This is a genomic window from Streptosporangium sp. NPDC049078 (assembly GCF_040648855.1).
Taxonomy (GTDB): Bacteria; Actinomycetota; Actinomycetes; order Streptosporangiales; family Streptosporangiaceae; genus Streptosporangium.
Map to the genome: position 1 here is coordinate 199,454 of NZ_JBEZEL010000006.1, position 13,930 is coordinate 213,383.

A 13,930-nucleotide genomic window follows, 5' to 3' on the forward strand; every position below is an offset into this window, starting at 1 on the left:
GATCCGCGCACGATTCGACTGGGAGGTGCCCTCGTGAGGACCTCCCGGCCCGTGCTCACCGGGCGCGCGGCGATCCGCGCACGATTCGACTGGGAGGTGCCCTCGTGAGGACCTCCCGGCCCGTGCTCACCGGGCGCGCGGCGATCCGCGCACGATTCGACTGGGAGATCCCGGCGTGAGGCTTGAAGACCTGCCGATCCGCGACGACCTTCGGGGGCGCACGCCGTACGGTGCCCCCCAGATCGACGTCCCGGTCAGGCTCAACACCAACGAGAACCCGTACGGGCCCTCCGCGTCCCTCGTCGCCGACCTGGCCGAGGCCGTACGCGCCCAGGCGGGCGAGCTCAACCGCTACCCCGACCGTGACGCGCTCGCCCTGCGCGGGGATCTGGCCTCGTACCTGGGGCACGGCCTGGCCGTGGAGCAGGTCTGGGCGGCCAACGGCTCCAACGAGGTGCTCCAGCAGATCCTGCAGGCCTTCGGCGGCCACGGCCGGGTCGCGATGGGCTTCGAGCCCTCCTACTCGATGCACCCGATCATCACCACCGGGGCCTCCACCGAGTGGATCTCCGGGGCGCGTGAGGACGACTTCGGGATCGACCCGGGCAAGGCCGTGGCCGCGATCGAGGAGCACCGGCCGGACGTCGTCTTCCTGACCTCGCCCAACAACCCGACCGGCACCGCCCTGGACCCGGCGGTGATCGCCGCGATCGTGGCGGCGGCGCCGGGGATGGTGGTGGTGGACGAGGCATACTTCGAGTTCGCCCGCGGTGGCACCCCGTCGGCGCTGACGCTGCTGCCGGACAATCCCCGGCTGATCGTCACGCGGACGATGTCCAAGGCGTTCGCGATGGCCGGGACCCGGCTCGGCTACCTGGCGGCCCACCCGGCGGTGATCGAGGCGTTGCTGCTGGTCCGGCTGCCGTACCACCTGTCCACGCTCACCCAGACGGCGGCGCGGGTCGCGCTCGCCCACAGCGCCGAGCTGCTCGGCGCGGTCGACGCGCTGCGGGCCGAGCGGGACGCGACGGTGGAGTGGTTGCGCGGCCGGGGGCTGACGGTCGCCGACTCGGACGCCAACTTCGTGCTGTTCGGGCTCTTCGAGGACCGGCACGCGGTGTGGCGGGGCATGCTGGAGCGCGGCGTGCTGATCCGTGAGGTGGGCCCGCCCGGGTGGCTGAGAGTTTCGATCGGTACCCCTGAGGAGATGGCGGCGTTCCGCGCCGCCCTGGAGGAGATCCTGTGAGCAGCATCACTGACGGTGTCGTGGTCGCACCGCGTCGCGGTCGCGTCGAGCGCGTCACCAAGGAGACCTCGGTGCTGGTCGAGGTCGACCTCGACGGCACCGGGAACGTCGAGGTGTCCACCGGTGTCGGGTTCTTCGACCACATGCTGAACCAGCTCGGCAAGCACGGGCTGTTCGACCTGACCGTGAAGACCGAGGGCGACCTGCACATCGACGCCCACCACACGATCGAGGACACCTCGCTCGCGCTGGGGGCGGCGTTCCGCGAGGCGCTGGGCGACAAGTCGGGCCTGCGGAGGTTCGGCAACGCCTCCTGCCCGCTGGACGAGTCGCTCGCGGAGGTCACGGTCGACCTGTCGGGACGCCCCTACCTCGTGCACAGCGAGCCCGAGGGCATGGCGCCCATGATCGGTGCGGAGTACGACACGACGATGACCAGGCACATCCTGGAGTCGTTCGTCGCCCAGGCCGCGATCTGCCTGCACGTGCGCGTCCCGTACGGCCGCAACGCCCACCACATCGTGGAGGCGCAGTTCAAGGCGCTGGCCAGGGCGTTGCGGGCGGCCTCCGAGCGCGACCCGCGCGCCACCGGGGTGCCCAGTACGAAGGGCGTGCTGTGACCTTCTCTCGCGGAAGTTCTCGCGGGGTTTCTCGCGAGGGGAGGGGGAGGCGCCGGTGAGTGACAACTGGACGGCCGTCGCGATGGCCTTCGTGGCCCTCTTCCTCGTCGGCGGGATCGTCTCATTCCTCAAACAGGGTCTGAAGAAGGGCGCGGTGCTGCTCGCCGCCCTCGCGGCCCTGGCGACCACGGCGGCGGTGCTCTGGTGGTGAAGAAGAAGGTGACCGTTCTCGACTACGGCTCGGGCAACCTCCGTTCCGCGGAGCGCGCGCTGGCCAGGGTCGGGGCGGAGGTCACGGTGACGGCCGACTACGAGGCGGCGCTGGAGGCCGACGGCCTCGTCGTGCCGGGGGTGGGGGCGTTCGCCGCGTGCATGACGGGGCTGCGCGCCGTGCGGGGTGAGCGGATCATCGGCCGGCGCCTGTCGGCGGGGCGGCCGGTCCTCGGCATCTGCGTCGGCATGCAGATCCTCTTCGAGACGGGCGTCGAGCACGGCGTCACCTCCGAGGGGTGCGGGGAGTGGCCGGGCACGGTGGAGCGTCTGGACGCTCCGGTGTTGCCGCACATGGGCTGGAACACGGTCAAGGCGCCCGCCGAGACCGCGCTGTTCGCCGGGCTCGACGCCGAGACGCGCTTCTACTTCGTGCACTCCTACGGCGTGCGCTCCTGGGAGCTGGAGGCGGGACCGGGTTTCCCCGATCCGCTGGTCACCTGGGCCGAGCACGGTGTGCCGTTCGTCGCGGCGGTGGAGAACGGCCCGCTCGCGGCCACCCAGTTCCACCCGGAGAAGTCGGGCGACGCCGGTGCTCAGCTGCTCACGAACTGGCTCGGGACCCTCGCGTGAGCGTCCGGTGAGTTCTCGATGAGCAAGGAGCGGGCCAGGCGCAGAGCCGAGCGGGAGGCCGAGCAGGCACGCCAGGCGGCTCTGCGCGCCGAGCGGGAGGCCCGCCTGGCGCGGCGGCGCGAGCGGGTCGGCAGGGTGGTCGCGCTGCTGCCGGGCAGGCCGGTGCGCATCGTGTCCCAGGGCGGCATCATGGCCCGCCGCCGCCGGACGCAGAACGGTGTCGCGGCGGTGCTGTTCCTGATCGTCCAGGTGATCGTCTGGTTGTTGTGGTCCTCGTGGGCGGCCCGGTTCGGGGCGCTTGTCCTCTCTTTGTTGTTGCTACCGCTTCTCATCACCCTTGTCTTCGACCGGAGGTCTTGAACAGATGACGCTTGAGCTGCTCCCCGCCGTGGACGTCGCCGACGGTCAGGCGGTCCGCCTGGTCCAGGGCGCGGCCGGCACCGAGACGTCGTACGGCGATCCCCTGTCCGCGGCGCTCGCCTGGCAGGAGGCCGGTGCCGAGTGGATCCATCTGGTCGACCTGGACGCGGCGTTCGGCCGGGGCAGCAACCGCGAGTTGCTCGCCACCGTGGTCGGCGCGCTCGACGTGAAGGTGGAGATGTCCGGCGGCATTCGCGACGACGCCTCGCTGGAGCTCGCGCTGGCCACCGGCTGCCGCCGGGTGAACATCGGCACCGCGGCGCTGGAGAACCCCGCCTGGTGTTCCAAGATCATTTCTGAGTACGGTGACCGGGTCGCGATCGGTCTTGACGTGCGGGGGACCACGCTGGCCGCCCGGGGCTGGACCCAGGAGGGCGGCGACCTGTGGGAGGTGCTGGCCCGGCTGGAGAAGGACGGCTGCTCCCGCTACGTCGTCACCGACGTCACCAAGGACGGCACGCTGCGCGGCCCCAACCTCGACCTGCTTCGTGAGGTCTGCTCCCGCACCGACGCGCCGGTGGTCGCGAGCGGCGGCGTCTCGTCCCTGGACGACCTGCGCGCGCTGGCCTCGCTCGTCCCGATCGGCGTCGAGGGGGTCATCGTGGGCAAGGCGCTGTACGCGCAGCAGTTCACCCTCGAAGACGCCCTCGCCGTCGTCGCCGCCGCGAGTTCGTGAGGGGTCTTCGGATGACTTCCTTCCCATACTTGAAAGCGGGGCCTTCGCGATGACTGTCGCGGTACGAGTGATCCCCTGCCTGGACGTGGACGCCGGGCGGGTGGTCAAGGGCGTCAACTTCGAGAACCTGCGCGACGCGGGCGACCCGGTGGAGCTGGCCCGTCGCTACGACGCGGAGGGGGCCGACGAGCTGACGTTCCTGGACATCACGGCCTCCAGTTCCGACCGGTCGACGATGTACGACGTGGTCAGCCGGACGGCCGAGCAGGTGTTCATCCCGCTCACCGTGGGCGGAGGGGTGCGCGCGGTCGAGGACGTCGACAGGCTGCTGCGGGCCGGCGCCGACAAGGTGAGCCTGAACACGGCGGCCCTCGCGAGGCCCGAGCTGCTGACCGAGGCGTCGCGGCGCTACGGGGCGCAGTGCATCGTGCTGTCGGTGGACGCCCGCAGGATCGTCGACGGCCCGCCGACGCCGTCCGGCTTCGAGGTGACCACGCACGGCGGACGCCGGGGCACCGGCATCGACGCGGTGGAGTGGGCCCGGCGGGGCGAGGAGCTCGGGGTGGGGGAGATCCTGCTCAACTCCATGGACGGTGACGGTACGCGTCACGGCTACGACCTGGAGCTGATCCGGGCCGTACGGGCCGAGGTGTCGGTTCCGATCATCGCGAGCGGCGGGGCCGGTGCCGTCGAGGACTTCCCGCCCGCGGTCGAGGCGGGGGCGGACGCGGTGCTGGCGGCGTCGGTGTTCCACTTCGGGCAGCTCAAGATCGGCGATGTCAAGGAGACGCTGAGGGTGGCGGGGCATCCGGTCCGCTGACCTTGTTTGTTTCGCTGTACGGCGAAGTGGTCGTGGCGGGGTGGGTGAGGTTCTTGGCGTGTGGGCGTTGTCGGGTTTCCGGGGGATGTGCCGGTCGGTTCCGGGGTGGTGGGACGTGCCGGTCGTTCCGGGGGACGTGCGGGTCGGTTCCGGGGTGGTCGGGCGGGGTTCGCGCTGCGGCGGGCCGGTGCTCCGGGCGGCCGTCGTGGTGAGGGTCTGGTGGTTCAGGCCTCCGGCCTGCTCGAGCGCTTGGGGTTGCGCTTTTTTATAAGCCGCCCGGAACACCGGCCCGCCTCCGCGCACGGCGGCTCCGTCGCGTGAGGGTGCGGGCCGTAGTCGCTCCGTTTCCGGCCGCCCAGGGTGCTTTCCCACGCTGAAGCCTTCGTGCGGGGAGGGTTGTTGGATGATCGCCGTAGCTGAAGCGCCACTGCGGAAAGGAGCTCAGGGTTGAGCTCTTTGGTGTACAAAATGCCGGTGTGCGCGGATTTGACAGCATAGGGTGACTCCGGTGAACATGATCGGCGGCTACGTGCTCAGACGTGAGCTGGGCCGGGGTGGCATGGGCGTGGTGCACCTCGCCGCGACCCCCGCAGGGAGCCTGGCCGCGGTGAAGGTGATCCATCCGCACCTGGCCCGCGACCCCGCCTTCCGGCGGCGCTTCGACCGCGAGGTGGCGGCGGCGCGCAGGGTGGCGAGGTTCTGCACCGCCCCGGTGCTCGACGCCGGGGTCGAGGACGGCGTCGCCTACCTCGTCACCGAGTACGTCAGGGGACCCGACCTGGCGCAGGCCGTACGCGAGCAGGGGCCGCTGACCGGCGCCAACCTGGAGGCGCTCGCGGTCGGAATCGCGACAGCGCTGCACGCGATCCACGGGGCCGGGGTGATCCACCGCGACCTGAAACCGTCGAACGTGCTGCTCTCGCCCCTCGGCCCGCGCGTGATCGACTTCGGCATCGCGCAACTCGTCGACACCGAGAGCCTGGCCAGCCAGGCGATCCTGGGCACCCCCGCGTTCATGGCGCCCGAGCAGGTGCGCGGTGAGCCGCTCACGCCGGCGGCCGACGTGTACGCGTGGGGCGGGGTGATCGCGTTCGCCGGCACGGGACGGTTGCCGTTCGGCGGTGGCTCGCCGTCCGAGGTCCTCTACCGGATCGTCAACGACGGGCCGAACCTCGAAGGTCTCGACGAGAGCGTGCGCGCCGTCGTCGAGAGGGCGATGGCGAAGGACCCCGCGCGGCGGCCGAGCGCCCAGCGTCTGCTGGACGAGCTGGTCGGCGGCCGGCCGACCCCGGCGACGGCGAGTCAGGTCGTCGAGCGCGCCTGGGCGGGCGGGGGGCCGGTCGCGCCCGGGGGAGCGGGCCTGCGGGAGGGCTCGGCGGTGGCCGCAGGACCGGGCGTGGCCGGAGGGCCGGGTGTGCCGGGGGGATCGGGTGTGTCCGGGGAACCGGTCGTGATCGGGGGACCGGTGCTGTCCGGGGAGCAGGCTGCGGTGGGGGGATCGGTCGTGGTCGGGGCACCGCCTGTGGTCGGAGAGCCCGGACGGTCCGGTGTCGCGGTCGTTGAAAGGCGGCGGTGGCCCTGGGCGGCGGGTGTCGCCGTGCTCGTGGCGGTCCTGGTGAGCGGGGTGACGCTGTACGCCGGTTCAGGCGCGCCCACGTCGCCGTACCATGCCGATTTCGCCGAGTCGTGGGCCGTCGGCGCGTCCGACGGCGGCAGCACCGAGCTGGACGGCGGGGTCTACCTGCTGACCGCCAATCCCGGATGGCGGCTGTGGAAGTCCGCCCCCTTCTCCGAGGGTTCCGCCGGGGGTGTCGTGGTCAGCTCCAGGATGCGGCTACGGGAAGGCTCGGGGGAGTTCGGCGTGTGGTGTCGCGGCGACGCCGATACCGGAGACCGCTACGAGTTCACGGTCACCGCCTCGGGCGAGGCATCGATCACCAAGCGGCACGACGGGCGGGGTGTCGTCCTGCACGGACCCGTACGGATGAGGAAATCCGCTGACAACCGGGTCGTCGCCCGATGCGCGCAGCAGGGCGAGCGGGTCGTCCTCGGCATGTGGCTCAACGAGGAGCCGGTCGGGGAGACCGAGGACGCTCAGGACCCCTACGGCCCCGGAGCCGTCGGCGTCCACGCGGCACCGGACACGGCCACACCCGTCCGGGTCGGGTTCCAGTCGTTCGAGGTACGCCCGGCGGAGGGGTGAGCGTGCGGTTCGGGGTGCTGGGAGCACTGCGGGTCGTCGAGGGCGAGCGTGACCTGACGCCCGGCCCCGCCAAGCACCGCGCGCTTCTGGCCGCCCTGCTGCTGAGGCCGGGACGGACGCTGACCGTCGGGCGGCTGATCGCCGAGGTGTGGGGAGAGGAGCCGCCCGCCTCGGCGGAACCGGTGCTGCGGGTGTACGTGAGCGCGCTGCGCAAGCTCGTCGACGGGATCCGCACCGTGCCCGGCGGCTACCTCCTCGACGTCGACCCCGAGCAGGTGGACGCGCACAGGTTCGAGCGCCTGGTGGCCGCGGGCAGGCGGGCCAGGGACGCGGGCATGAGCGCGGAGGCGGCCCGCGAGCTGCGTGCCGCCCTGGCCCTGTGGCGGGGACCCGCGCTGGCCGACGTCGACTCCGCCGAACTGCGGCGGGCGTACGCCCTACCGCTGGAGGAACTGCGGCTCACCGCGCTCGAAGAGCGCGTCGAACTGGACGTGGCGCTCGGACGTGGCGCGGAGGTGACGGGGGAACTGCGCGCGCTCGTGACCTCGCATCCCCTGCGGGAGCGGGCGTGGGCACAGCTCGTCCTCGCGCTCGGCCAGGCGGGGCGCCGGTCGGAGGCGCTGAGCGCCTACCGGGAGGCGCGGCGGCTGCTCGTCGAAGAGCTCGGCCTTGAGCCGGGTCCCGAACTGAACCGGGCACACGAGCGCGTGCTGAGGGGGGACGCCCTCGCGCGGATCGTGCCTGGCGAGTCGGCGGGGGGTGTTCCTGTGCGGGTCGTGCCCAACGAGATCGTGCCTGACAAGGCGGCGGGGGGTGTTCCTGTGCGGGTCGTACCCAACGAGATCGTGCCTGACAAGGCGGCGCGGGGTGTCTCCGTGCGGGTCGTACCCAACGAGACGCCGCCGGACATCGCCGACTTCACCGGGCGTCAGCGCGTCCTGGATCGGATCCGCCGGTCCGTGCCCGCCGCGGGGAGCGCGCCCGTCCACCTGGTGCTGCACGGGCCCGCGGGGGCGGGCAAGTCCGCGGTGGCGGTCCACGCGGCCGGCGGGCTCGACTTCCCCGGCGGACGGTTGTACGCCTCGCTCGGTGCCAGGACGCCGGGCGCGGTGCTGGAGGACCTGCTGCGCTCACTCGGCTGCCCCGAGGGTGCGGTTCCCGCTCACCTGGCCGAGCGGACGCGCCTGTACCGCAGCCTGGTGAGCGGGCGGCGGCTGCTGGTGGTGCTGGACGACGCGGCCGACGCCGCTCAGGTGCGCCCGCTGCTGCCCTCGGGGCCCGGTTGCCTGACGCTGGTGACCAGCCGCTCGCCGCTGTCCGGCCTGGAGGCGGCGCGCGCCTTCGAACTCGGCGTGTTCGACACCGACGAGTCCGTGGAGATGCTCGCGCGGGTGGTGGGGGAACGACGGGTGCGGGCCGAGCCACGGGCGGCCGCGCGGATCGCGGTGTTGTGCGGCGGACTGCCGCTGGCGCTCAGGATCGCCGGGGCCAGGCTCGCACGGCGGCCCGGCTGGACGCTGGAGCACCTGGCCGGACGCCTTGAGGACGAGCGCGGCCGCCTCGACGAACTCAGCGCGGGAGATCTGGCCGTACGCGGCAGTCTGGCGTTCGGCTACCGCGCGCTCTCGGATCGCGAACGCCTGCTGCTGCGCCGCCTCGGCGCGTTGTCCGCGCCCCACGTCGCCCCGTGGGCGGCCACCGCCGTTCTCGGGGCGCCCGCCGAGCGGCTGCTGGAGGCATTGGCCGAGGCGGGCCTGCTGCGCTCGCGCGGACTCGACGCGAGCGGTCAGGAGAGGTACGACTGCCACGACCTGACCAGGCTTTACGCCGCCGAGCGCCTGGAGGCCGAGGAGGGACCGCCCGCCCGGGTCCTCGCCGCCGCCACCGGGGAGATCCTCGACCGCGCCCGGCGGGCGAGGACGCTGCTGCTGCCCGCCGAGCCGGGGTCCGGCCAGACCGTCGCCCGTACGGCGGAGCAGGCCGCGGACCTGGACACCGCGCGGTTGCGGGAGTCGGCCCGCTGGCTGGCCGCCGAGCGTGGTTTTCTGGTCGCGGCCGTCGCCGACCTCCAGCGGGCCGGCCTGGACGAGGCGACCTGGCGGCTCGCCTTCTACCTGACCCCGTTCTTCGAGCTGGGCGCGTACCGCGAGGACTGGAACACGGTCGTGGAACTCGGCCTGCGGGCCGCCCGGCGCACAGGCCGTCGCCACGGTGAGGCGCTGCTGCTGCGATCCCTGGCCGACCTTCGCCGTACGGAGGGCCGTCTGGAGGAGGCGGCCGACGCCCTCGGGCGGGCGCTTCCGCTCACCGAGGCGCACGAGGTGGCCCGCACCCGCCACCGGCTCGGTCTGGTGCGTCTCGCCCAGGGGCGGCGTTCGGAGGCGGAGGCCTGCTTTGTCGCCTGCCTGGCCGCGTTCTCGGCGGCGGGGGATCGGCGCGGCAGGGCCGATGCGCTGCGTGCCCTCGGTGGGGCGCGGCAGGCAGGCGGCGGGGCGCGGCAGGCCCTCGGTGGGGCGCGGCAGGCCGAGGACCTGCTGCGCGAGAGTCTCGCCGTCTACCGGGAGCTGGGCGATCCGCGCGGTGAGGCGGCCGTCTCGCTCGATCTCGCGGGGCTTCATCTGGAGCGGCGGCGTGTGGCCGAGGCGCGCGAGCGGGCCGAACGTGGCCTCGGTCTGGTCAGGCGTCTGGGGGACCGGCTCCCCGAGGCCGCGGGGCTGGTGCTTCTGGCGAGGGTGGCCCTGGCGGAGGGGCGGCCCGACATCGCCCGCGGGGGCGTGGAGGAGGCGCTGGGGACGTTCCGCGAATACAGGGACCGCCGGGGTGCCGGGCGGGCGCTGCTCACTCTGGCGGCGGCACTTTTAGATCTTGATGAGGTGAATGGGGCGGTTGGTGCTGTATCGGATGCTGTGGGAGAGTTTGACGCTCTCGGCGACAAGGACGGCCTCGCCGAGGCCGAAGAGCTCGCCCGTGAGGTGTCGCGGCGCCGTGGCCTGCGCGTATAGCGCGCTATACGGTTTCTGAAGGCGGATCTCCTACGGTCGGGCTCGATGTGATCCACAACGGGCGGAGGCGGTACGGGATGCGAAGAGGGACCACGCCGGTGGCGGTCGTGGCGGTGACGGCCGCGATGCTGAGCGGCTGCGGGATGCTTCCTGGGCAGCAGGGGGGCGGTGGCGAGGAGAGGCAGCCGGTCTCGCAGAAATCGCAGGAATCGCAGGGCTCACCGGAGGAGCGGGCGACCAGTACGGCGGATGTCACGGAGGCCACGGCGACCGGCGATCCCGGTGAGCCCGCGCCCGCGGAGCAGGAGAGGGTGATCGCCCGCAGGGAGGTCAAGGCGAGCGGCGCGGACCTGACCGTGGAGATCACCGGTCTCAAGCGCCAGGGCCGGCTGTCCACGCTGACCTGGAAGGTCACCAACAACAGCGACGACCGGTGGCAGATGAACAGCGACATGGGCGACACCCCGGGCGGCCTCGGTCTGACCGTGGCCGGGATCAGCCTGGTCGACCCGGTCAACGGCAAGCGGTACGTCGTCGCGCGCACCGGGAAGTATCCCCGGGCCAAGTGCCTGTGCTCCGATTACGACGTGTTCACCGAGGCCGGCGAGGTGCTGCCCCTGCACGCCACGTTCGCCGCCCCGCCGCCGGACGTCACGAAGATCAATGTGGACCTCAAGGTGCTGGGTGTGTTCACCGATGTCCCGATCTCCTGAGCGCCTCACGATCCTGTTCCTCGGACTCGCCCTGGTCGTCACGGGGTTCGTGCCGGCCGCGTGGGCGGATCCGGGCGACGACGCCGTGGCCGAGGTGGAGGACGTCATCGCGCTCGTCGAGGACGTCGTCGCCGAGGTGGAGTCCCTCGACGGCGCCGAGAGCGAGTCGCGGCAGGGCGAGAAGGTCACCGTGGCGCTCACCAGCGACGTGCTGTTCGCGCTCGACAAGGCCGTGCTGACTTCCAGGGCGAAGCAGCGGCTGGTGCGGGTCGCCGCGAAGGTCCGGGCCGACTCCGCGGGCGGGACGGTCGGGATCGAGGGACACACCGACGACCAGGGCGACGACGCCTACAACGCCGCGCTCTCGCTTCGGCGGGCGCAGGCCGTAAGGCAGGCACTCCAGGGGACGCTGACGGGTGTGACCTTCCGGGTCGAGGGCTTCGGCGAGAGGCGGCCCCGGGTGCCCAACGTCGTCCAGGGGCGGGCGCTGGAGGAGAACCGGGCGAAGAACCGGAGAGTGGAGATCGTGTTCACCGCCAGAGAGTGAGGCTCGGGGGCTTCTGTGATGCTTCGAGGTTGGGCGTGTGTTGCCTGTTTCGCGGTTGAGCGTGTCTTGCGGTGTGGGGCCGGGCAGGGTGGCGGCGGTACCGGGGGGCGGCTACCTGCCTGTAGAGGTCGCCGTCGAGTTGATAGACATCGATGAACAGGGTGTTCTGATCGATGATCCAATACCACTCGCACTTGGTCCGGGCGTAGCGGTTCATCTTGGTGAGGCGGTCGCGGTTGGAGTTGGTGGACGTGACCTCCGCGAGGATCTCGATCTCGTGGGGTTCCACGTAGAGGTCGCTGTCGGTGCCGCGCTGGAAGACGGCGACGTCGGGGGCGAACACGGTGTCGGAGTTGAGGCGGTAGTTGACCGGCCCCTCCACGTCCAGGTCCAGATCAAGATCCAGAAGGCACGCCTCGATGGCGTTGATGAGACGGCGGGCGATGCGCTGGTGCCGTATGGAGGGCGCGGGGGTCATCACCAGAACCTCCTGAGGATGTTCCGGCCTTCAGGCTGGGGAGGAGTCGGGGGCGGGAGGGCCGCCGAGGCCCGAGCGTGTCCTGATCGGTCGGTCATTGAGATCGGCTTCTTTCTGTGTCGTGTAGCCGTAGCCGTCCGCGCGTTGAAGATGGCGGACATGGCGGTGGTTGATCCCGGTGATGCGGCCGTGCCGGGTGGTGATGTCGAACGAGCCGGAAGAGCGGACCAGGACTCGCCCGGTGTGGACTCCGGCCTTCTTGCCCGCCGGGACGGCCGCGCGGACCAGGTCGCCGGTTTGGAAGCCGTGGTGGCGTTTGATCCGTGGCCGCACCAGGCGGGGGAAGCCGTGGCGGTCGGGGGTGGTGCGGGCGTAGGTGCCGCGCCCGGTCGCCGCGACCAGCAGGATCGTGGACGGCCAGGCGGTCACGGTCTCCAGGTGGCCGACGTGCAGGGCGTCCAACGTGTGCGACTTGGCGGCGCCGGTACGCGACCGGTTCCACCTGGTGCGCCCGCCCGAGGCCGTCGCGACCGGCAGGCCGGTGGCCTGCAGTGCCCGCCACAGTGCCCAGCGGGTGGCGTTGACGGCGGCGGCGTCGCGCAGCGGCGCTTTCGCCTGCTTGAGGATCTTCGCCAGGAGTGCGGGCTTGGCCTTCAGGAACTCTTCGATCGGGGTGGCGTTCTTGGCCTGGTTACACGGGATGCAGGCCAGGGTGAGGTTGCTGACGCGGTCGGAGCCGCCCCGGCTGCGGGGATGGATGTGGTCGAGGTTCAGCGGCACACCGCTCGCGCCGCAGTAGGCGCAGATGCGCCCCCACGTGGCGAGCAGATATTCGCGGACCTCGTACCCGGCGAGGGTGCCCCGCTGGTATTCGCCTCCTTCGAGCGGCTTGCCCGCGACGAGGGCGTGGGTGTCGAAGGAGACCTTCTCCACGTGGACGGCGGTGATGGGCGCCCACCGGGCCAGCCGCGTCACCTGCGACATCGTCGTGTCCACGCGGTGGCGCAGCGACGGCGCCAGCCACCCTTGAGGTTTCGTGCGGTTGTTGAAGCGGGGGACGCGGTAGCGCAGGTTCCGCGACCTGCGGCCACGGCGCAACGCGGCCCGCGCGCTGAGCCTGTCGCGGATCCGCCCGCCCCGATGGTCGAGCTGAATGCCGAACAGGCCGGTGCGGCTCCCGTCACGGTCGGCGAACACACTGATGCCGGTGTGCTGGGAGCCGGGGTCGATACCGACGTGCACGCCTTTGACGGCGGAGTCGGCCACCAGCCGGTCTTTGAGCCGGATCACGAACGGGGTGCGGCGCACCACCACCGCCCGGCCGGCCGCCAGCAGGCGGCGGGCACGGGCGGGATGGCACGGGTCGAGCGGGTGGCCGTGGACGTCGAGGACGAACACGGCCGGGTGAACCTCACGGTTGGCTCCCTCGGACACCTCGGTGCCCTGGGGGTGACGCCGAACGGCCGGTGCGTGCCGTACGGTCTCCCCTCGCCCATGTCCACCGCCAGGTGCGGCGAAGCCGCGTCCGTGAGCCGTTTCGTCCCGACCCGGGTTGTCTGCTCCCACGGATTCCAGAGCAGCCCGCTGAGGAAGCACGGGCTGGTGGGTCTGCTGTCTTACGGTGAACGTAGCCATCGAGGATGCACCTCCTGTTCGTGATGGCTGGGGCTGGTCAATACGGGCTCAAGGCACCAGGCGGCACCTCAAGCCCCCTCCTTCAGGCATTCAGGAGGGGGTCGTCGACGTCCGTCTCCTCGGCGCGCAGGGCGCGTAGAAGTTCGGTGCAGTGGGCGGGGGTGGGGGGCTGGATCCCTGAGAAGTGCCGTTCAATGCTGTCATGGGGGCCTGGGGTGGGCGCCAGAGTCCAGGTGGGTAGCCCTTCGTGACGGGGGGCCTGGGCGGTCGGTCGGCCCTTCGGCAGGATCGCGTCGCTCGGGGTGGGCGGGGGTGGGGTGAGCTGCTGATGGGGGTCGAGGTGGCGGTAGTCGGCCTGGTCGAGGAGGTCGCGGTGAGCGGCGTTGTAGCGGGCGTAGATCTCGTCGGTGAGCAGGCTGCGGGCGGGGACGCGGCGGCCGGTGGCGGGCCAGGCCTCGTAGTCGTAGAGGCGGGCCTCGCGGAGGGAGGCGGTGCCCGCGGGGTCGAGATCGTTGTGGGCGGCGACGACGTCGCCGGCGGTGCGGCCGTGGGCGTAGCGGTACAGGCGCAGGGGGCTGACGTCGTGATCGAGGGCGAGGATGTGGGCGATCTGGTCGAAGGTGACCGAGCGGGCGCGCAGCGCCCTGCTGCGGCGACGGCAGTCGAGCAGGGTGCGGTATCCCTCGCCTGGCATGGCTCCTCCTTGAATCGAACGTGAGCGAATAGT

The 13,930-nt window shown here is 72.0% G+C and carries 14 protein-coding genes; 11 read left to right on the top strand and 3 right to left on the bottom strand.

Going from position 1 to position 13,930, the window contains the following annotated elements:
* Positions 1-175 precede the first annotated feature (175 nt).
* From AB0B90_RS12075 to AB0B90_RS12125, 11 genes are all read left to right on the top strand, one after another.
* Complete coding sequence (locus tag AB0B90_RS12075; RefSeq protein WP_350950341.1) at positions 176-1,246, top strand: histidinol-phosphate transaminase; 1,071 nt, start codon at positions 176-178, stop codon at positions 1,244-1,246.
* A 5-nt stretch (positions 1,247-1,251) separates the two neighbouring features.
* Positions 1,252-1,866, top strand: a complete 615-nt coding sequence (gene hisB, locus AB0B90_RS12080; RefSeq protein WP_350950353.1) for an imidazoleglycerol-phosphate dehydratase HisB — start codon at positions 1,252-1,254, stop codon at positions 1,864-1,866.
* A 55-nt stretch (positions 1,867-1,921) separates the two neighbouring features.
* Entirely contained in the window at positions 1,922-2,077 is a 156-nt protein-coding gene (locus AB0B90_RS12085; protein ID WP_350950340.1) for a hypothetical protein, read from the top strand.
* On the top strand, positions 2,074-2,709 hold the full coding sequence (gene hisH, locus AB0B90_RS12090) for an imidazole glycerol phosphate synthase subunit HisH (RefSeq protein ID WP_350950352.1): 636 nt from the start codon (positions 2,074-2,076) through the stop codon (positions 2,707-2,709). The genes AB0B90_RS12085 and hisH overlap by 4 nt, the downstream gene beginning before the upstream one ends.
* A gap of 18 nt (positions 2,710-2,727) precedes the next feature.
* A complete protein-coding gene (locus tag AB0B90_RS12095; RefSeq protein ID WP_350950339.1) occupies positions 2,728-3,069 on the top strand; it encodes a hypothetical protein in 342 nt (113 codons plus the stop codon).
* Between the two features lie 4 nt (positions 3,070-3,073).
* Complete coding sequence (gene priA, locus AB0B90_RS12100) at positions 3,074-3,805, top strand: bifunctional 1-(5-phosphoribosyl)-5-((5-phosphoribosylamino)methylideneamino)imidazole-4-carboxamide isomerase/phosphoribosylanthranilate isomerase PriA (protein WP_362922390.1); 732 nt, start codon at positions 3,074-3,076, stop codon at positions 3,803-3,805.
* Between the two features lie 49 nt (positions 3,806-3,854).
* On the top strand, positions 3,855-4,625 hold the full coding sequence (hisF, locus tag AB0B90_RS12105; RefSeq protein WP_350950337.1) for an imidazole glycerol phosphate synthase subunit HisF: 771 nt from the start codon (positions 3,855-3,857) through the stop codon (positions 4,623-4,625).
* Positions 4,626-5,139: 514 nt separating this feature from the next.
* Complete coding sequence (locus AB0B90_RS12110; protein ID WP_350950351.1) at positions 5,140-6,828, top strand: serine/threonine-protein kinase; 1,689 nt, start codon at positions 5,140-5,142, stop codon at positions 6,826-6,828.
* Positions 6,825-9,830 carry a BTAD domain-containing putative transcriptional regulator gene (locus tag AB0B90_RS12115; RefSeq protein ID WP_362922392.1) on the top strand — a complete coding sequence of 1,002 codons (3,006 nt, stop codon included), beginning with the start codon at positions 6,825-6,827 and terminating at the stop codon, positions 9,828-9,830. Before AB0B90_RS12110 ends, AB0B90_RS12115 begins: the two co-directional genes overlap by 4 nt.
* 77 nt (positions 9,831-9,907) lie before the next feature.
* Positions 9,908-10,543 carry a hypothetical protein gene (locus AB0B90_RS12120; protein ID WP_350950335.1) on the top strand — a complete coding sequence of 212 codons (636 nt, stop codon included), beginning with the start codon at positions 9,908-9,910 and terminating at the stop codon, positions 10,541-10,543.
* Entirely contained in the window at positions 10,527-11,090 is a 564-nt protein-coding gene (locus tag AB0B90_RS12125) for an OmpA family protein (protein WP_350950334.1), read from the top strand. Before AB0B90_RS12120 ends, AB0B90_RS12125 begins: the two co-directional genes overlap by 17 nt.
* Here AB0B90_RS12125 and AB0B90_RS12130 read toward each other — a convergent pair.
* From AB0B90_RS12130 to AB0B90_RS12140, 3 genes are all read right to left on the bottom strand, one after another.
* A complete protein-coding gene (locus AB0B90_RS12130; protein WP_350950350.1) occupies positions 11,074-11,568 on the bottom strand; it encodes a Uma2 family endonuclease in 495 nt (164 codons plus the stop codon). The two genes, AB0B90_RS12125 and AB0B90_RS12130, sit on opposite strands and share 17 nt — an antisense overlap.
* 30 nt (positions 11,569-11,598) lie before the next feature.
* The gene (gene iscB, locus AB0B90_RS12135) at positions 11,599-13,002 is read right to left on the bottom strand and encodes an RNA-guided endonuclease IscB (protein WP_362922395.1); all 1,404 of its coding nucleotides are present in this window, start codon (positions 13,000-13,002) and stop codon (positions 11,599-11,601) included.
* 283 nt (positions 13,003-13,285) lie between these two features.
* Entirely contained in the window at positions 13,286-13,897 is a 612-nt protein-coding gene (locus tag AB0B90_RS12140; RefSeq protein ID WP_362922397.1) for a hypothetical protein, read from the bottom strand.
* Positions 13,898-13,930: the final 33 nt, after the last annotated feature.